Source organism: Paenibacillus sp. H1-7, from assembly GCF_022354825.1.
In the GTDB taxonomy this organism is placed as follows: domain Bacteria; phylum Bacillota; class Bacilli; order Paenibacillales; family NBRC-103111; genus Paenibacillus_S.
The window spans coordinates 3,378,645-3,397,338 of sequence record NZ_CP031168.1 but is presented as its reverse complement, the minus strand read 5'-3'; the positions used below and the strand labels follow the sequence as shown (position 1 = coordinate 3,397,338).

At 47.9% G+C, this 18,694-nt stretch carries 17 protein-coding genes and 1 riboswitch; of the genes, 10 read left to right on the top strand and 7 right to left on the bottom strand.

Features of this window, described 5'->3' with window-relative positions; genetic code table 11:
• Positions 1–78 precede the first annotated feature (78 nt).
• Positions 79–272: riboswitch (cobalamin riboswitch) on the bottom strand.
• A 72-nt stretch (positions 273–344) separates the two neighbouring features.
• Both DVH26_RS15155 and DVH26_RS15150 read right to left on the bottom strand, forming a co-directional pair.
• Positions 345–2,426 carry a thioredoxin domain-containing protein gene (locus DVH26_RS15155; protein WP_239635380.1) on the bottom strand — a complete coding sequence of 694 codons (2,082 nt, stop codon included), beginning with the start codon at positions 2,424–2,426 and terminating at the stop codon, positions 345–347.
• Positions 2,427–2,713: 287 nt separating this feature from the next.
• Complete coding sequence (locus DVH26_RS15150; RefSeq protein WP_239634507.1) at positions 2,714–2,983, bottom strand: spore germination protein; 270 nt, start codon at positions 2,981–2,983, stop codon at positions 2,714–2,716.
• Between the two features lie 239 nt (positions 2,984–3,222).
• Between DVH26_RS15150 and DVH26_RS15145 the strand changes: the two genes are divergently transcribed.
• The 3 genes from DVH26_RS15145 (at position 3,223) to DVH26_RS15135 (ending at position 8,049) form a co-directional block, all read left to right on the top strand.
• Positions 3,223–3,432 (top strand): alpha/beta-type small acid-soluble spore protein, encoded by a 210-nt coding sequence (locus DVH26_RS15145; protein WP_239634506.1) that lies wholly within the window; start codon positions 3,223–3,225, stop codon positions 3,430–3,432.
• Positions 3,433–3,785: 353 nt separating this feature from the next.
• On the top strand, positions 3,786–5,129 hold the full coding sequence (locus tag DVH26_RS15140) for an ABC transporter substrate-binding protein (RefSeq protein WP_239634505.1): 1,344 nt from the start codon (positions 3,786–3,788) through the stop codon (positions 5,127–5,129).
• Positions 5,110–8,049 carry a stalk domain-containing protein gene (locus DVH26_RS15135; RefSeq protein WP_239634504.1) on the top strand — a complete coding sequence of 980 codons (2,940 nt, stop codon included), beginning with the start codon at positions 5,110–5,112 and terminating at the stop codon, positions 8,047–8,049. The genes DVH26_RS15140 and DVH26_RS15135 overlap by 20 nt, the downstream gene beginning before the upstream one ends.
• A 152-nt stretch (positions 8,050–8,201) precedes the next feature.
• Here DVH26_RS15135 and DVH26_RS15130 read toward each other — a convergent pair whose 3' ends face one another.
• Entirely contained in the window at positions 8,202–9,077 is an 876-nt protein-coding gene (locus tag DVH26_RS15130; RefSeq protein ID WP_239634503.1) for an AraC family transcriptional regulator, read from the bottom strand.
• A gap of 203 nt (positions 9,078–9,280) precedes the next feature.
• Between DVH26_RS15130 and DVH26_RS15125 the strand changes: the two genes are divergently transcribed.
• The 4 genes from DVH26_RS15125 to DVH26_RS15110 all read left to right on the top strand — a co-directional run bounded on the left by DVH26_RS15125 (position 9,281) and on the right by DVH26_RS15110 (position 10,913).
• Positions 9,281–9,445, top strand: a complete 165-nt coding sequence (locus tag DVH26_RS15125; protein WP_239634502.1) for a hypothetical protein — start codon at positions 9,281–9,283, stop codon at positions 9,443–9,445.
• Between the two features lie 65 nt (positions 9,446–9,510).
• Positions 9,511–9,669 carry a hypothetical protein gene (locus DVH26_RS15120; RefSeq protein ID WP_239634501.1) on the top strand — a complete coding sequence of 53 codons (159 nt, stop codon included), beginning with the start codon at positions 9,511–9,513 and terminating at the stop codon, positions 9,667–9,669.
• Positions 9,670–9,695: 26 nt separating this feature from the next.
• Positions 9,696–9,857: a hypothetical protein gene (locus DVH26_RS15115; protein WP_239634500.1), complete on the top strand. Its 162-nt coding sequence runs from the start codon at positions 9,696–9,698 to the stop codon at positions 9,855–9,857.
• A 189-nt stretch (positions 9,858–10,046) separates the two neighbouring features.
• A complete protein-coding gene (locus DVH26_RS15110) occupies positions 10,047–10,913 on the top strand; it encodes a DUF4405 domain-containing protein (protein ID WP_239634499.1) in 867 nt (288 codons plus the stop codon).
• A gap of 63 nt (positions 10,914–10,976) precedes the next feature.
• On the opposite strand, the gene DVH26_RS15105 is transcribed toward DVH26_RS15110, so the two are convergent.
• The 4 genes from DVH26_RS15105 to uidA form a co-directional block, all read right to left on the bottom strand.
• The gene (locus DVH26_RS15105; RefSeq protein WP_239634498.1) at positions 10,977–12,188 is read right to left on the bottom strand and encodes an MFS transporter; all 1,212 of its coding nucleotides are present in this window, start codon (positions 12,186–12,188) and stop codon (positions 10,977–10,979) included.
• A 1-nt stretch (position 12,189) separates the two neighbouring features.
• Complete coding sequence (locus DVH26_RS15100) at positions 12,190–12,669, bottom strand: DUF6530 family protein (RefSeq protein ID WP_239634497.1); 480 nt, start codon at positions 12,667–12,669, stop codon at positions 12,190–12,192.
• 633 nt (positions 12,670–13,302) lie between these two features.
• On the bottom strand, positions 13,303–14,715 hold the full coding sequence (locus DVH26_RS15095; RefSeq protein ID WP_239634496.1) for an MFS transporter: 1,413 nt from the start codon (positions 14,713–14,715) through the stop codon (positions 13,303–13,305).
• 44 nt (positions 14,716–14,759) lie between these two features.
• On the bottom strand, positions 14,760–16,553 hold the full coding sequence (uidA, locus tag DVH26_RS15090) for a beta-glucuronidase (RefSeq protein ID WP_239634495.1): 1,794 nt from the start codon (positions 16,551–16,553) through the stop codon (positions 14,760–14,762).
• A 236-nt stretch (positions 16,554–16,789) separates the two neighbouring features.
• On the opposite strand from uidA, the gene DVH26_RS15085 reads away from it, so the two are divergent.
• The 3 genes from DVH26_RS15085 to DVH26_RS15075 all read left to right on the top strand — a co-directional run bounded on the left by DVH26_RS15085 (position 16,790) and on the right by DVH26_RS15075 (position 18,692).
• Positions 16,790–17,908, top strand: a complete 1,119-nt coding sequence (locus DVH26_RS15085; protein WP_239634494.1) for an AraC family transcriptional regulator — start codon at positions 16,790–16,792, stop codon at positions 17,906–17,908.
• A gap of 70 nt (positions 17,909–17,978) precedes the next feature.
• Complete coding sequence (locus DVH26_RS15080; protein WP_239634493.1) at positions 17,979–18,470, top strand: GNAT family N-acetyltransferase; 492 nt, start codon at positions 17,979–17,981, stop codon at positions 18,468–18,470.
• A gap of 12 nt (positions 18,471–18,482) precedes the next feature.
• Complete coding sequence (locus tag DVH26_RS15075; RefSeq protein ID WP_239634492.1) at positions 18,483–18,692, top strand: hypothetical protein; 210 nt, start codon at positions 18,483–18,485, stop codon at positions 18,690–18,692.
• Positions 18,693–18,694 lie beyond the last annotated feature (2 nt).

Sequence of the window (18,694 nt, the reverse complement as noted above, 5' to 3'; positions counted from 1 at the left end):
GTACGTATCAATAGACGACAAACAAAAAAGGCGTTGTCGCTTCATCGTTCGTACACCTCTCCTTTCCTCGAAGGCAATATGGTGCATACACATCAGGTAGGTCTCCTGGCTCACGGATCGATGTATTCTTTCGCCTTCCCCAAATTGCGTGGCAGCTCGAGTGACGTATTGAAAGAAACTCCCCGTATACAGTGGCGGGACCGCTCGGGATTTGCACCCGATTCCCTGTTACCCTTTGTCTTCACAAAGGCACCTGACGTTTTCGTATGTAGTTGTATTGATGCCGAATAATCCATATTCGTCGCTGAGACTCAAATTCCTTTTTTATCCGAAAAAAATTTCAATCACTCCTGTTCCGGCTGGAGAAGCTCTCTAAGCTCCTCTAAATCCGTCGTGGGCGATTGGCAGGCGAAATCACTACATACATATGCCGTTGCCCGTCCGCCTATGGCTCTTTTATCCTGAACCAGCGGAATCAGCCGCCCGACTTCTTCGCCTTCGGCACCATCGGGCACGAATACGGTAATAGCGTTGGGGCGAAAACCGCTTCTCACTTCCTCGAGCATTTCGGCAATCTCATCCGACCCTTTGCGGCCAGCTATAACAATTTCGCTTGTCGGGCCGTAGGCAAAATCCAAGGCGATCAGAAACATCGAGTGGCCTGCCGGATAGCGCTCAATAGAGCCTGCGAACGCCTCCAGCTGCGTATCGGCAATCCGCGACAGCTTGGCATCGTATGTCAGCTTGGACAGCTTCAATAAGTTCATAGCGGCAACCGAGTTGCCTGAAGGCAACGCACCGTCATAAATTTCCTTATTTCTGGAGATAAGCTGCTCGCCGTCATTCCCGTAGAAATACAGCCCTCCCCGCTCCTCATCCCAAAACAGGTCGATCATCTGGGCGTTCAGTTCAACAGCCAGCTTCAAATAACGGATGTCGAAGGCCGCTTCGTACAGCTCGATCAGCCCCCATACCAGAAAAGCATAGTCATCCACATAACCTGGATACGCCGCTTCTCCATCGCGATAACGGGCTAGCAAGCGTCCGTCTTCTCTTCGCAAGTTGATCGTAATAAATTGGGCCGCTTTGGCGGCAGCCTGCAAATACGATTCGTTGCCCAGAGCCTTGGATGCTTTCGCCAATGCCATAATCATCAGACCGTTCCATGAGGTCAATATTTTATCATCCTTGCCTGGATGAATCCGTTTCTCTCGTGCAGCGAACAGCTGCTGACTGCAGCGCTCGACACGCTCCTTTAGCTCGTGGAGCGCTAATCCTTTGCGGCTCGCCGCCGTCTCCAAATCCTGATGGATCAAGTTAGGGATGCCGCGTCCTTCAAAATTGCCAGTATCGGTAATATCGAATAAATCGCAGTACCATTCCCCGTCCTCATCCCCCAAAGCTTCAACGATTTCCTTCGGGGACCAGACATAAAACTTGCCTTCCTCGCCTTCGGAATCGGCATCCTCCGCCGAATAAAAGCCCCCTTCCGAATCGGTCATATCCCGCAGAACATATGCGAAAATCTGCTCCGCCACTTCGGCATATTTCTTTTTGCCGGTCAATTGGTAAGCTTCGATGTAAGTCCACGCGAGCAGCGCATTATCGTACAGCATTTTCTCGAAATGCGGCACAAGCCACTTCTCATCCACCGAGTATCGGGAGAAGCCGTATCCGACATGATCATACATGCCGCCGCGATGCATGGAATCCAATGTTTTCTCCACCATCTGCAGTGCCTTCTCGTTTCCCGACCTTTGATAATACCGCATCAGGAAGGAGAGATTGTGTGAGGTCGGAAATTTGGGCTTATTCCCGAATCCGCCGTATTCCGGATCGAACCTTTGCTCATAAATCTCAAATGCTTGATCCAGCGTTTCGGCGGAGATAGACCCATTGAGATTGGCCAGCATACTTTTTTCCACTTCCTGTACGATCTGCTCGCCAGTCTCGAGCACCTTGTCCGGATTGTTTCTCCACAAGCTGCCAAGCTGTGTCAACAAATCCATTAAGCCATGACGGCCATATCGTTTGTGCTTCGGAAAATACGTCCCGGCAAAAAACGGTTTTTTGTCCGGAGTCATGACGATCGTAAGCGGCCATCCCCCTTGTCCGGTCAGAGCTTGACATACAGTCATGTAAATGTGGTCGACATCCGGCCGTTCCTCCCGGTCGACCTTGATCGATATGTAGTCCCGATTCAGCAGCCCGGCTACTTCTTCGTCCTCGAAGGACTCTCTTTCCATGACGTGACACCAATGGCAGGTGGAGTAGCCGATAGATAGGAAGATAGGCTTGTTATCGCGTTTGGCTATGTCAAATGCCTCTTCGGACCAAGGGAACCAATCGACCGGGTTGTAGGCGTGCTGGAGCAGGTAGGGAGACTTTTCGTTGGCTAATCTGTTGGTGGTGTTGTGTGTGGTTATAGGAATCACCTCTTTGGCAGCTGGATTTTATGTATCGAGTTTAACATAATCAGCTAAAAGGAAAAACCCATGCAATAAAGGCACAGGTTTAGCATCCTGTATCGGTTTGATTACCGCTGCTTCTTCTATAGCCTGTCTATGGTTGATGAACAAGTAAATGGCTAGCTTTACGAATACGTTAAATATCCAAATGAACATAATCCAGACATCCATGTTTTGAATGAAATCCTAAATAATTTATAAATCGGACCATCCTAAAATACGGAAAGATTAAGGTGGATCCGATATTAGTTCGCAATAACCCAGACTGCCGTAATGACGCCAATCAAGGATTGTGTCAGTCGATCAAAATCACGGCTAATCATACAAGTCGAAATAATCTGTTCCAATTTATTCGAGTCTGTCAGCTCTTCTATATAAACGAGTAGAATCTCTGATTGATCCGTAAGTTTTAACGATCTAAATACGATATCAGCACAATTATGAAAAATATGTCGTAAAGTATCGTAGTTGACCTTAACATTTTCGTTCACATCCGCTGGAATGCTTAGCTCCATGTCACTTACTCCCCCTTTCCATAATTTTGGTATTATTTTGTGTGCTTTACTGCTGCTTATTCCAATAAAAGTAAACAATTCTGTTACAAAAAAGAGCCTCTTAGCGAAAGCTAAGAGGCGGTCAAACTCCAAGTCTATGTAATTTAGTGACCGGATTTATTTACCAAATCGTTGTTGCGTATATCTAATTACTTCCTTCACATAATACAGTTACACCAATAAAAAAGGAGTGATTACCAATGGCAAACAACAATTCTTTAGTAGTACAACAAGCTCAGTCAGCATTGAATCAACTGAAGTATGAAGTAGCCCAAGAATTAGGTATTCAGCTATCTCCAACTGGTTACAACGGCAACCTCGCAACACGCGATGCAGGTGCAATTGGTGGAAACATTACTCGTCGCCTAGTCCAAATTGCTGAACAGCAGCTTTCGGGTTACAAACGATAATGCTTTAATGAATTCAGCCATACAGCCCCTTACCACTTTCTAGTCCTCCTTAAGTGGCAAAGGGGCTGTTTTTCATGGAATCTCGAAGCCGATACATAAGATCGGCTTTTTTTCGTTTATCGGATTCGTACCCTAAATCACAAAAAAACATAAATTTGTTCCATAATGTTAGGTAGAATCTCAAAATATCCATCCATTATAATGTAATTGCAGTGCAGGCTGTTAATTTCTGGAGCAGAGTCGGCTGTCTGCAACGTTCTTTTAAACTAAAGGGAGGCCATTAAAAAGTTCGTTAAATGAAAGCGCTTCACTAAAAGTGTGTCTATTTTTAGGTTCACAAGGAGGACAATCGAATGAGTGTAAGCAAAGCAGCAGCGGGATTATCCATACTCGCCGTATTCACAGCACTGGCCGGCTGCGGAGGAGTCCAAACGGACGCCGGCTCTGGCTCTGGCCCAGGCGGCACCTCTTCCGGCAACAATGCACCCGTTAATGCACCGGTTATCGATGCGAGCCCCATAACCTTAAAAGTATACCTGTCGAACAGCTCGCTAACAGCACAAGACTTGAACACGCTGATCGCGGAACCGCTGAAGAAGAAATTTCCGCAAATTTCTGTTGAAGCAATTATGCCGGGCAAAGGAACAACGATTGCCGAGCTGGTCGTAGCCGGACAGCCGCCGGACATCATCTATACGAACAATCTCGACTTCGGCACGTACAAGACGCTGGATTTGCTCGAAGACATGACTCCGCTGATGAAGAAGCACCAAGTGGACCTGGATCGCTTCGATCCGGAATTGCTCGCCAGCGCCAGATCGGATAAAGGCGAATTGTACGGCTTGCCTTTCTTCGCCCATTTCAGCGCGCTTTACTACAACAAGAACATTTTCGACAAGTTCGGGGTCCCTTACCCGAAGGACGGCATGACATGGGAAGATACGATCGAGCTCGCCAAAAAAGTGTCGCGCCTGGACAACGGAGTGGAATATAGAGGGCTAGATCCTGATACGATCGCCCGTATGGCGATGCCTCTCGGGCTCACCTTCGTCGATCCCAAGACGAGCCGCGCTTCGGTCAATACGGACGGATGGCGTACAGTCTTTACTTTAGGCAAAGAAATTTGGAACATCCCTCACAACCGGCCGGAGAAGCTGAACTCCTTCCAAGCCCGCAACTGGTTTATGAAAGACCAGACCATCGCCATGCTTCCGTATAACAATCTGCTTAATATCGGTCTCGAGGAAGCTACCAAGCTTGGGCTGAACTGGGATTTGGTCCAATATCCGAGCTACAAGGAGAAGCCGAATTTGTACAACCATGTTGACTCGCAAAATTTTGTCATTGCCAAAACGAGTAAATATAAAGACCAAGCGGCTCAACTGCTAAGCATCATGTCATCGGATGAGGTGCAAATGAAGAGCGCAAGGGCGACCGCGCGGTTATCCTCTCTGAAAAATCCCGAGATGAAGAAGGCTCTCGGAGCGGATATGCCTTTTCTCCAAGGAAAAAATTTGCAATCCATTTTCAAAAGCTCCTCTCCCCCTGCGCCTGAATATTCGCAGTTCAATACGTCTGTAAGAGATCTTGTGTTCAAAAGCTTCGAGGAATATATGAACGGCAAAGACCTCAACACCGCTCTGCGGGAAGCGGAAGCCAACGTAAACAAGCGATTGGATGCAAACGCGAAGAAATAACGAGCTGCTGCAAGGTGCCGGTGTCGGTCAAGTTCGCGGGTACACCATTTTTGCCAATTTGAAGGGAGCTATTGTCATGACACGAGCAAGGCTGAGCCAATCCGCACATTATTTGCGCTTAGGTCTTTTACTCTGTTTAGTGCTGCAAACGTTCGGGTTCCTCCCCGCTGCGCAGGCGGAAGAATCCGGAGAACCCGGCGCCCCGCTGCCGTCCGTCAGCGTATCGTTCGATGTGTACTCGAACATCTCCGAGGCGAATCTGGATGTCGGCGGCACATTGAGCCTGTCCAACCTCAGCTTGGATTCCGCTGTATACCATGGCGATGCCGGGAAAAGCGTAAAAATTAGCGGACGCAAGCAAATGTACAGCCGGCTGAAAATACCGCATGCATTTGACGGTCTCCATATGCAAGCAGGCAAACAGTACAACATTTCTATGTGGGCCAAAGTCGACGCAAGCAGCAGCGTGCAGAGCGGCTACTTCTTTCTGTCCGTCGTAACCTATCCAGGGGCCAAGCAGCCGACGGACCCGAATTATTATTTCGATACAGCCAACTACAAATTTCTGGTCGGCCAGGACGGCTGGACGAAGCTGACGCTGCCGTACGCAGCTTCCGATCGCCCGGTATACGGCATTGCCGTCGAGCAGATTGCCTCCGGCAGCTTAACCCAAGTCGTGCCGGTGTTCAACATCGACGATGTGGAGGTCACGGAAGTCCCCCCTCCGACTTCGAAGCGTATTACATACGATAGTGCGACCAGCATACAAAACGCCAATATCGGTGTCGGAGGCGCGCAAGCGCTCTGGAATTTATCTTTGGACAGCACGGTCGTGCACGGCGTATATGGCGGCAAAAGCGTTCACATTGTCGGGCGCACGGAACTGTATAACCGGGTCAAAATGAATGATGCGTTTACAGGGCTCGATACGACCCCCGGCACTCAGTACAACGTGTCCCTCTATGCGAGGGTAGACTCTACCAGTCCCGTCAAAGCCGGCTACTTTTTCTTGTCTGTCATCGATATCGACGGCACTATAACGAGCACGGCGTATTATAGCGATAAAGCTAACTACAGGGCGCTCGTTACAGACCAGAACTGGGTGCAAATTACACTGCCGTATACGATCGGTTACGACCCGGTCTACGGCATCGCTATCGAGCAGATGTCGATGCCGGGCTATGCGGACGTTGTCGGCAAGCTGTATATCGACGATGTGGAAGTGGTGAAGACCGGTACGACGACGGAAATCCCCCCTTCCCGAATTCCACCGAAAACGATGCAGGCCGTTGTAGACGGCAAGCAAGTCGTCTACCTTAACGGAAAGCCGGAGACGGTAGACGGCGTTCCGTTCGTGCCGCTTTCCAAAACCTTCTCCGTGCTGCGGGCCAATGTGACGTGGAATGAGCAGACACAGACTGCTGTGGCAGAGAAGGACGGCAGAACGAGCCAGATTACAGCCGGCCAATCGTCTGCGGTTGTGAACGGCGCGAGTGTGGCGCTTGCCGCTCCCGCGTATATGAAGGACGGCGTATTGATGGTGCCTGCGCAATATATTGCCGATGCCTTGGAAGCGACCGTCTCGTGGAATGCGGATGACAAGATCGTATCGATCGTCTCCAAGAAAGTGAACGTCATTCAGGTGAACAAAAATGCGGTGCAGCAGGAAATATGGGGCTTCGGCGCCTCAGCCAACGACCCGGTCAACGAACTTATGGGCATTAATGCGGCAGCGCAGCAAACGCTTCTCGATACCTTTTTCGGTATGCAAAACGACGGAGTTGGACTCAATATCATCCGGTTGGAAGTCAATCCTTTCACGAAAAGCGATCCAAATGTAAGAAATGCCCTGCAGGCTTCGATTCACCCTGCGCCTAGCGTATGGGACTTTAATACGGACGCTCATCAAAGATGGTTTGCCGATCAAGCGATCAGCCGCAACCCTGCTATGCGGTTCGCAGGGTCGGTTTGGAGCCCGCCCGCCTGGATGAAGGATAACGAGTCTGCGATGTACGGCGGCCATCTGAAGCCGGAGTACTATGACGATTTTGCCGAATACTTGCTGACTTGGGTTAAGAAGTACAAGGAAGACTATGGATATGACGTCGACTGGCTTAGCATCCAGAACGAACCTGAAGCGGCCATGGATTATGCATCGGCAGTTTATACCGGTTCGGAGCTAAGCAGTGTTGTATCCGCCGTATACGACGCGTTCAAGCAAGACGGTATCGCTGTCCAGCTCGGAGCGCCTGAGGGCGGACATCTCGGTTCATCGTCTAAGCTGATCGGTCAGATGGACCCTGCATCTGTAGAGAAGCTCGATTATATCGGAACTCACTTCTATAGGTGGGAAACTTACGACACTTATAATTACGATTTACGCAGCTATAACAAGCCGCTCTTTATGATGGAATACAGCATGCCGGAGCCTAACGACACCTCGATTACGGGAGGCTTGGCGGTTGCCGATCAAATCAATGCCGCGCTGGAACAAGGCTACAGCTCCTACTTGTATTGGCTGTTTGTGACAAGACCCGCCAACTCGACCTCTGTTCTGCGAGAAGGACTCGTCAACTTGAATGTGGACGGCACGTATACGATCAACAAGAGGCTGTACACGATGGGACAGTTCAGCCGCTTTATTCGGCCCGGCGATCGTAAGGTGCAAGCAGTTAGCGGCAACAGCTCCATTACCGTGAGTGCTGCCAAAAACACGGATTCGAACAAAGCGGCGCTTGTGGCGGCTAACAGCTCTTCTGAGCCCGTAACCGTGACCATTAACGGATTAACCGCAGCATCGGTCGCCGTATACCGGACGAGCGGAACGGAAAATATTGCATCGGTCGGAAATTTCGCCACGGATGGCGGAAGCTTCACCTATACGCTTGCGCCGCTAAGCGTGACGACATTCGTCGAATAAGCTTATGCCTGCAACATTCCGGACCGATACGGTTCCGGATGGACACAAGAAGGAGACTGCCGTTGGGGCAGCCTCCTTCTCTTTTATCTCCACGCTCTAATCTTTACTGCTAGAGCGACCCTAACCTTAAGCAGCATGCTGCATAAGCAATACTAGTCTTGATGGAGGTAACGCTTGCGGAAATCCATCGGCGTAACCCCACTTTTCTCCTTAAACACTTTGTCAAAATAATTGATGTTGCAAAATCCGCACAGCTCTGCGATTTCCGTAATCGACTTTTCCTCATCCAGCAGCAGCCGTTTGGCGTGATCGATGCGCAGCTGTATCAAATATTGAACCGGCGGCATGCCGAACACTTTTTTGAACTGGCTGGAGAAATAATACAAGTTCATGTTCACTTTTTCGCAAACGGTTTCCATGTACACTCTATCTGGCAGATGCTCTTCCATATAATCGATGGCCGGCTTCAGCCGCATGTAGTGATTCGCGTACAGTCGCGGAGGACTGCTGTTCAAGTCCTGCTCATACAAACGCAGCAGCGGTACGATGATCCGGTATACGCTGGAAAGGATGCTGTATTCATGCCCTGCCTGTGCCCGAGAGTATTCCTCGTAAGCTTTGTCTATCTCCTGACTCAGTTCGTTCCAAAGCGGGTGGGTTCGCACATATTGATTCGCCACTTTGTCCGATCTGAAGAACAGGGAGAGCAGATGCCTCATTTCCAAATTTTCCTGCGAATACAGCAGCGTCTTGTCAAACACCATCCCTTTAATGGCGCCTTCCGTTCCCGGAAACGATGTGACCGAGTGAATTTGGCGGCTGTTAATGAAATAAATGTCGCCGGTTTGCGCGTCAAAGCTGTGATGATCGATTTGGAAACGGACCGGCCCTTGTAAAATTTTCACAAACTCCAAGTGATCATGCCAATGGGAAGAAACTAGCAAATGACGGCCCTGCTGAATGCTCATTTTAAAAGGGAAGCGCTTACTTTCAAAAGACTCAACCTTCTTGTTTGCCGCAGCAAGCATCGGCCGACCTCCTCTCCAAGCGTACGCGATTACATCCACACCTATTTTATTATACCATGATTCGGTTGGCTGACCATGCCGTTTCCGCGGTATGACCGTATAATGGCGATCATTTCGATTATTAAAAAGAGAGGTTACTTATCATGAATAATACTCCTTTTACTGCAAATAATACGGTTCAGTAATGAAATGGAGGATAACTGATGAAACATATTATCACTAAGCAGGTTGCAGAAGAAGCAGGAATAACGGAACCTCAAGCAGAGAAAGCGGTTGATGCTTTAGTAGGATATTTCAAAACGAGGCTCCCTGTCGATACTAACAATGAGATAGAAAGCCTTATAACAGGCGAAGATAAGCTTGATTAACTCTCTGACTAGAGAGTTTTTTCATTCAAACCATTCATTTTAGACGATAACATCGGAGGTACACAATGGAGAACAATCAGAATAAAGACATGGAAAATCTGGATCGGGCTGTAGAAACATCCGATTTGCTAGGTGTTCCTGAAGGGGCAAAAGATTTTGTCGATATCATTGGCGATGAGAACATCGATGCATACGGTAATCCGGCTTCTAACTTTGAACGATAGACGTTCAATCCAAAGGAGTGTTACCCATGTCCGATCTAAGAAATAAAAATGATTCGGAAAGCTCGGCAAGCAATATGGAAGCCGAAGATCTTGAGCTTTCATCCGAAATTATGAAGCAATACAATGAGCACTTGAACGATGCCGAATATACAGCACCCGAAACTTGCCGAGCCGGACTCGACGAGTAAACCAAAGAACCACCTCTTAGGTGGTTTTTTACTTGGCATTTTAGTATCTTCAAAGCTTGCAGCCGTCAAGAGCAAACCTTGTATCGAAGCTCAAACATTCAGCAAATGTTCAGTCGTTTCTCATGTGTGTTTCAGCTTTCCGTGTGACAATACGGAACAGAAACAGTGATCAGATGGGAGACCGGAATTATGACAAAAAAGAAATCGTATGTGAAGCTTACCCATGATGCTGCTATGGGAATTACCTTTGCTCTGTTATTTAATAAAATGGTTATGGGCGGCCTTGCTTTTCACGAAATAGCCGGAACAGCCATCGGTTTTGCCATTCTTACTCACATTTTATTAAATGTACAGTTTGTTAAGAAAATTACGTTTAGACTTTTGGACAAAAGCCTGCCTGGTAAAACACGCTTGAGCTACGGGCTGAATGTGCTGCTGCTTATTTCCATGACCTTTGTGATCGTAAGCGGGCTCTTGATTTCCAGAGTTGTTCTACCGGAATTCCGATACGGGAACGAAAATTGGTTCAAGCTCTCCCATATGGGTGTTTCATACCTCACCCTTACTTTAATTGGTATTCATATCGGGCTCCACTGGCATTGGGTTATGAAGGTAACACAACTTCTACTGAACTTGAAGCTTTCTAGGGCACGTACCCGCATTCTTATGACGAGTGCGGCAGCGATCGTTTTGCTATTCGGAGCGTACCAAACATACTCGACCCATTTTATTTCCAAGCTTGAGATGATGGAAGTTGTATTCACCGGCTCATCCGCACCAACGGGACAAGGCGGTGTGCATCGTGCGGAATCCGGCAGGAGCCTGCGTGCCGAAAGTGGTAGGCCTGAAGGGATGAAGCAAGGCGATAATCCAGAACGCCGTACGATGAAGCCTGCAGAAGGCGCTAGCGGCGGAGGAGCTCCGGGCGGAGGCCGAATAAGTCCGAATTTCGTCAGTGTTATTGCAACTTATTCTGGAATTATGGCGGTATTTGCAGGACTTACTTATTATATGGATAAATGGGCGGGAAGAAAAAAGAGAATTTCCGTCGCATGAGAAAAGAAACTCCAATCCTGAAAAGGGTTGGAGTTTCTTTTTAAATTATATGTGGCGTGCTCGCTATTGCAGTCCGGATACTTCCCGACGTTTTGATCTGTTTTCCCGTAAAAGAGGAGTCAACAGCAAGACGCCTATGATCAACAAGGCTCCGCTCGCGGCGTATACAGCGAATAAAGAGAATAGATCTTTTAGATATCCCGAGACGGACATCCCTATAACCATCATCCCCATGAAAACAGGAGTGATCGCTCCACCGACGCGTCCCATAAATTCAGCTTTTGTATTTCTCACAATAAGTGCCTGAATTCCGCCTTGAACGCATGGATAAAATAATCCGCTGATCACTTGAAGCGTAACGCTCAGCACAACCGATGTGGAGGCGCCCACGATAACGGTACATATGGCGCTAACTAGTAAACCTGTTGCAAGCAAAACCTGCGGGCGAACCTTTTTGGTCATTCCCATCAACGCAATCCCGCCTATCAGCATCGCCGCGCCATTAGCCATAAGCAGCCACTGTATAAACTGTTTGTCTTGTCCTAACTGCTCCATGGTAATGAATATCAGCAGCGGTTGAATCATTCCCGAAGCCAGGCCGGTAGCGGCAAAGGTAGCGCTCAACGTTCTTAACGAGCGGTTCGCCCACATATATTGAATTCCAGCCTTCATCTCCGACAAAAAACTCCCGCTGTTTTGAAGCTTCCCTTCCTCCGCGTCACGAGGCAGTAACGATAGTATAATGGCCGACAGCATGAAAAATACTAACGTCAGAACAAGGGAAACGGTAATACCAAACTGCACGAAGATAAACGTACCGACAACGGGACCTATAATGGTGAATATAGCTACCAAGGATTGGGAAAAGGCCATCACGCTCTGCAATTGCTCGTTCGGCACATGCTTCTTATACAGCTTCATCGCAGAGGGCTGAGAAAATTGGGATAAGCTCGCCGAGACCAGCGTTCCTAACAAAAGCCCGACCCAATGCCCCATGACAAGGGCAATGATTACCGCCACAACGGAAACGGTGGATAACAGATCACTCCAAACCATCGTTCGCTTGGGCTTCCATCGATCCGCAAACGTTCCGCCGATAATAGCGAACAGAAATATAGGCCCAAATTCAACAACGGAAATTAGCGATACATAATGCGGATCATTGTTGGTTATTTCCGTTACATATAACAGGACGGCAAAGTTACGTATCCATATCCCAAGCTGCAAAAACACCCGGGACAAAATAATCGTTCGAACATATCGATTCGTAAACATGTTAATACCCCATATCTTTAAGAATTCGGGAAAGCGCCCGCAGACGTTCTCCCATCAGCTCATCATTGTCGCTCAACGCTTGGTTGAACCGTTTGATATCTTCCTTAATATTGTCGTTCTCGGTGCAGACGGCTACCGTCATAGCGTCTCCTTGCAAGCCTATCCGGTCAACAACCGGATTCTCCGGGTCATACAAGTCTTGGTACCTATACGACTCGCGAAAATGAAGCATGCTCCTGCATACAAGAAGCGTAAGATCAAGCACTCGGTGAAGCGGTAACTCCTCCGATTGTCCGGCCCCCTTCTCTTCTGTATACCTCCAAACTTGAGCGGATACATCGACTTTCTCTCTATCGTTGCACTGGGTTAACCCAAGAGACAATCCCTTAGCATCCGAATGGTTCGCACTTCGCCCATCAACTCTTTCGTAATTCTCGGAAACAATAACGGGTTTATGCATTAGCGAAGTTGGTATTTTCATTTTTTGATCTCCTTCCGATATTAACTTTTACTAATTTACTAATTTACTAAATTACTGACTCGCAACCACATCATATCCCATCACATTTTTTAAGTCAATACACAAATACGGATTGTAGCAATTTTACAAATGGTTTTTAGGCCAAAAAAATAACCCGTATCCTATGGACACGGGCTGATCTTTCTTTTTTTATGGTAAAATGATGAATGTTTACCTGCCTACCGAAGAGCCGCAAAAACCACAGCACCGACAACAACTAACGCTAATATCCCAAACTTAGTATAGGTATACGTTTTGAATTTAGGCTTATCCAAATACCCAAGAGCGTCATCGTTTAACGATTTGGGCATAAGTGTTCTCAGCTGCTTCCTTCTGTCCTGCTCGTCCACCTCATTCCAATGACGAATAAGTCTCAGACTTTTCATGAAAAGTGGAATGTATATACAAGATACTATCACTCCAATAATAACAACGCCCCATATCAGCAAACTATTCAGCTCCATTTCCTCAAAGAATCTTACCACCTATAAATATATAGAAAGTTGGGGTGATGATAAAGCATAAATTCATTCACAGAAACATGCATACACAAAAAAACCGGCGCCCCATGGGACACCGGCCGTTATTCTGCTCTCACTGCAGCTCTTTTCTCTTCTCTTTTAAATCATTGGCAAGCTGGATGGTCCGCTGCTTATTCAATGGATACAGGAATACCAAGATCAAGAAAATAACTAACAGCACGACCGCAGGCACTAAAGTCCCCAGCGTATGGATACCGGCGAGGGCCTCTGAAGACTGGACCTTCAAAGTGGCGTCGTAGCCGACTGAGGCAATCGCGAACCCGCCAAGACCGCCGGCGAGTGCCTGACCTACTTTACGCGCAAAGGAATAGATGGAGTATACGGTGCCATCCTCTCTCATTCCCGTTACGTACTCGTGATAGTCGATGACATCCGTGACGAAAGCCCACACGACAAGATTGAAGAAAGCGTATCCAAACATAGCAACAGAAGATACGGCGATAAATTGGATAGCGTTCAGCTGCGGCAGAAAATAAAGAAGCGCATACACTACTACGGCAAGCAGGATTCCTGCAGCGGCAGTCTCTTTTTTGCCGAATTTGGCTACAAGCGGTTTTACCATCGGAATGGCGATGAACACGGTAATCGTTTGGATAAAACCTGCCAAGCTCAGTGCTTTGGCATTGCCGAAGTAATCCTTGAACAAATAGACGTTAACGGCACCGATCAGCATAAAGCAGACCATGAACGTCAGCGAGGCGACAAGAATCCAGATGAGCGGCTTGTTCGCGAGAAGGCCTTTGATTGTTTTGCCAGCATTCATCTTCGTCCCGGATGACCCTGACAAGGTAATTCGTTCGGTCGACAGCTTGTAGCAGGCCATGTAGCAAGAAATAGCCAAAAGCCCAAATATAATGGCCGCCCATAAAAATCGCCCGGCATCCGCTTTATTGTCCACGAAAAACATCAGGGGGCCGACCACATTAATGATCAAGCCTGCCAGCATAGCCCCCATCGTTCTAAAGGTAGATAACGTAGTCCGTTCAACCGGATCGCTAGTAATGACCGAAGCCATAGACCCGTAAGGGATATTGACGGTACTATATAGAGTACCCCAAACCAGGTACGTTATAAAGGCGTAAGCCAAATAAAAACCGTTGGACATACCCGGGATTTTTACGAACATCAGCACGCCCGACAATACGAGAGGAAACGACATTCTGAATATCCAGGGCTTGAATTTGCCGTTTGTACCTGATGATCTCGTATCGATGAACCGTCCCCATAACACATCCGCAACAGCGTCCCACAATCTGGCGATCAGAAACATCAATCCTACCGTAGCCGCGCTGATATGAAAAATATCCGTATAGTACACCATCAGAAAAGAACTGACAAGAATAAAGAAGAAATCATTGCCGAAATCGCCGAACAAATAACCGAGTTTGTCTCTCCATCCGAAGGGATGAACGGTTGATCTCTCTACATGGGTCTCCTTCGAAGCTCGGAACACAGTTTGACTCATAGCTTACCCCTCCAAAGACATGAAGTTAACACCGCGCGGCAGGATCATTTGTATCCGAACTCTGGTATGGAAAGCCATCTTTTGCGCAGCTCGTGGGCGGCCAGCTTTGGTTTGCGGTCTCTTGTGAAAATACCCTTTTTGTTCCCCTGCACGCGAATTATGCCTTGGCTGGTATTAAAATCGGCGAAATTCCACACCTGCTCGCCTACAAAGTTGTCAAATTCATCGAACACCTCGTGATTGGCCTGCAAATATTCAGCCTGATATTCTTCCGTAAACATTACGGGATCGATGTCGTGATACCCGGCTATCGTATCGGCACCGTATTCGGTCATCATAATCGGTTTGCCAGGGCAGCGCTTACGCCAGCCGTCGAACTCTTTGCGAAGCTTCACCTTCGCGGCGTCAAAGTCGCCTCCGTCTACATACCAGCCGTAATAGCGGTTCAACGCAAGCACATCAACCAGCTCCGCTACTTTGCACGTCTCAGGGGTGGACATTAGATGAGTAACGATCGTGACAGGACGGCGCTGCGGATCCATCTGCTTGGCTAGTTGGACGAGCGGCTTGAAATAGTGCTCGGCTCCTTCCTCTTCCGAAGCAGGCTCGTTGGCGATGGACCACATAACGACACAAGGATGGTTCTTGTCTCTAGCGATCAGCTCACGAATGACATCCTTATGGTGCTCTTGTGTCTCCAGCTCCTCCCATGTTTTCCGTTTGGCGCCTCCCGAGAACATGGCCATAAAGTTCAGATGCAGCCCGACGGCAGGTGTTTCATCGATCACAACCAAGCCTTCCTGATCTGCCAGACGCATCAATTCCTCCGAATACGGATAATGTGCGGTACGGAACGAGTTCGCCCCAATCCACTTCATAAGCTTGAAATCCATAACATTGGCAGCTTCGTTAAAGCCTCTTCCGTGAATCGGAGAATCTTCATGCTTGCCGAAGCCCTTGAAATAGAACGGCTTATCATTAATCAGGAATTTCCCGTCCTTCACCTCAACGGTCCTTACGCCGAAAGGTTGTTCATACACATCGATGACATCTCCGGCTTGAATGAGCTCGACTCTCAAAGTATACAGGTGTGCGTTGAGCGGCTCCCATAACTTCACATCGTTAATTCTCACAGCACCGTTCCGCCCGCTATGCTCCGCTGCGACAGCACCGGATGGATCGAGGACGGTTACCTTTACCTCAGCATCTCCGGCAATTTCCGTTTCATAGCCGACAACGCCGGTTGTTCCGTTAAGCTCGGTTACTACGGTTACATCTTTAATGTAAACCGATGGTGTCGTATAGATCTTCACCGGTCTGTGAATGCCGGCATAGTTAAAAAAGTCGAAGTTCGGACTGTTTCTAACGACTTTGCCTACCCCTTCTATTTCCTTTTCCGTATAATGCCCGACCGGCAGAGTAGTATGGTCCACAATATTGTTCACTGCTACCGTCAAGCGATTAGCACCTGACTGCAAGAACGAGTTGATTTCGGCTTCGAATGGGGTGAACCCGCCTTTGTGCTCCATTACAAATTGCCCGTTCACGTAAACCTTGGCGGTATGCGTCGCCGACCCGAATCGCAGCACGATCCGTTCCAAGAACAGCGTTCGGGGAACCGTAAATGTTCTTTCGTACCATACCCAGCCTACGTGGTTGCGAATATCTGCTGTCACCCCAAGATCATTAAAAGACGCTGGTACGGACATAGACATGCCCTCGGTTAGACCCTCGTCATACCACTTTTGTTCAAATCCTACTCCCGTATCCAATTTAAAATTCCATATCCCGCTCAAATCGATAATAGTGCGGCTTTCCGTTACGATTGGATATAGCATGTATATAACACCCTTTCTCGAACGATTGTGTTGTAAGCACTTACATATAGTATTATACTAAGGTTGCTCCACCTGTCGTAGGATTCCATTTGCATTAATAGGACTACAATAACAGAAATTAAGGATGATGAACGGAAATGGCGACGATCTCGCTTCCTCTAACTACCGTATGTATAACCTTTTTTCAATTAACCGATATCAATACATGCCTCTTGGATTTACAAGGAAAAGTACTGATGGCTCATATCCGTGATCATTTACCGGAGTTTTTGCTCAAGGAGCAGCAACACGATTGGATGAAGCTGTGCCGCGAAGCGAACGAGGATCCGGAACAATGTGTAATGCTGACTAACGAATGGGGATTATCTTATTTGTCCCGCCGATTTGAAATGGAGGACGAAGCGGATGCAAAGGTACTCATTCTCGGTCCTTTCTTAATTCAAACACCGGACGTGAACTCGCATACCGGCATGGAGCAAAGAAAGCATATGGAGCTGGAGGAATTTTATCGGGGGTTGAAGCTGATCAGTACCTCCAAAATGCATAGTATCGTGAACATACTGGAGCACGCAGGGACCTTCCGGCAGGCTTCCTTCCGGTATGTGGAGACGACTCCTCAGACAGCGCGGGGATCTGCCAAAACGAATGTCGAGCGTATTTTGGAGCAAACCGACGAAGAAAGCACGCTGATCATCGATGTTCGCTACAAAATGGAAAAAGAAATGATGCGCGCGGTGGAAACCGGGGATAAAGAAGCTTTCAGAAAGCTGCATGCCAAAATTAGCAATCTGTACGATTTCTCCGATCGGTTCCCCAACCAGCCGATACGAACGATGAGAAACTCGCTTATTATATTAAATACTCTGTTTCGAATCTCGGCGGAGAGAGGAAAGGTTCAGCCCTTCTTCCTTCATCAAATATCCGAGAAATTCGCCAAGCAAATCGAAAGATTCGATACCATTCATTCCCTAACGGGTTTAATGGACGTTATGGTTGACGAATACTGCGATTTGGTACGCGACCGCGCCAAATACGGATTTTCGCTTGTGGTGCAAAAAGCCGCGGAGTATTTGACCGTTCATTTCAGCAAGCCGCTGAATTTACAGCATCTCGCCTCCTTATGCGCTGTCCATCCGACCCATCTGTCCAGACAATTTAAGAAGGAAACCGGAATGACGCTCACGGATTTTCAGCAAAAGCAGCGAATCGAAGAAGCGAAGGTGCTGTTAAAGACATCCCCTTCTTCTATCGGATGGATTGCAAGCTACGTCGGATTCGATGATGCTGGCTATTTCGGCCGCGTGTTCCATAAACTCGAAGGCACCAGCCCTTCGGATTATCGCAAATTTCATTAACAAATGGTAAAATAAGGAACCGTCACTTCGTGCGAGGCGTATTCGAAAAACTGAGTGAAGGAGGTTAGTCATGGAAGTAACGATCCGAGCCATTCAAGAAGACGAGCTGCCTCTCTTCTCCTCCATCCTCTTGGAAGGAGCTCGTTGGTTAGCTGAACGCGGAATGACCATGTGGAGCGAAGAACAAGTAGCCGCGGAGAAGCTAATGAAGAATCATCGTATGCATGAAATGATGATAGGCTATTATGACGGTGAATCCGCTGCCGTCATGATCCTTCAGGAAGCAGATGCCGTTATGTGGCCTGAAGACCCGCCCGGCGAAGCTCTATATCTTCATAAGCTGTGCGTCCGCAGAAGCTTTGCCCAAACCGGAATATCCCAAGCGATGATAGATTGGGCGAAGCTTGAGGCCAAGCAAGCGAGTAAACGCTATGTAAAGCTCGACTGCGCCGCGGACAGGCCGGCCTTAGTTTCATTTTATACTAGACAAGGCTTTCTAAAAGTAAACGAACGGCTGATGTTCGGCAAATACCCTACTTCTTTTTTGGAATATAAACTATAGTAAGGAGATGCTATGCTACAACAACCGCCGGATAAATCTTCTTTTACCTTAAAAGGCTCCCTTGTGTTTCTAGGCATTTGCATTTTGCTTGGATCGTGTGTCATTGCCAACAAGTATTCTATCGAAGCTTCAAACCCTTCCAATTCGAGGCTTGTAGAGGAGCAGATGCTAACCAATCAGAAGCTCGACCAATTAATCGAACTGCTCTCTAAGAATCCTTAGGC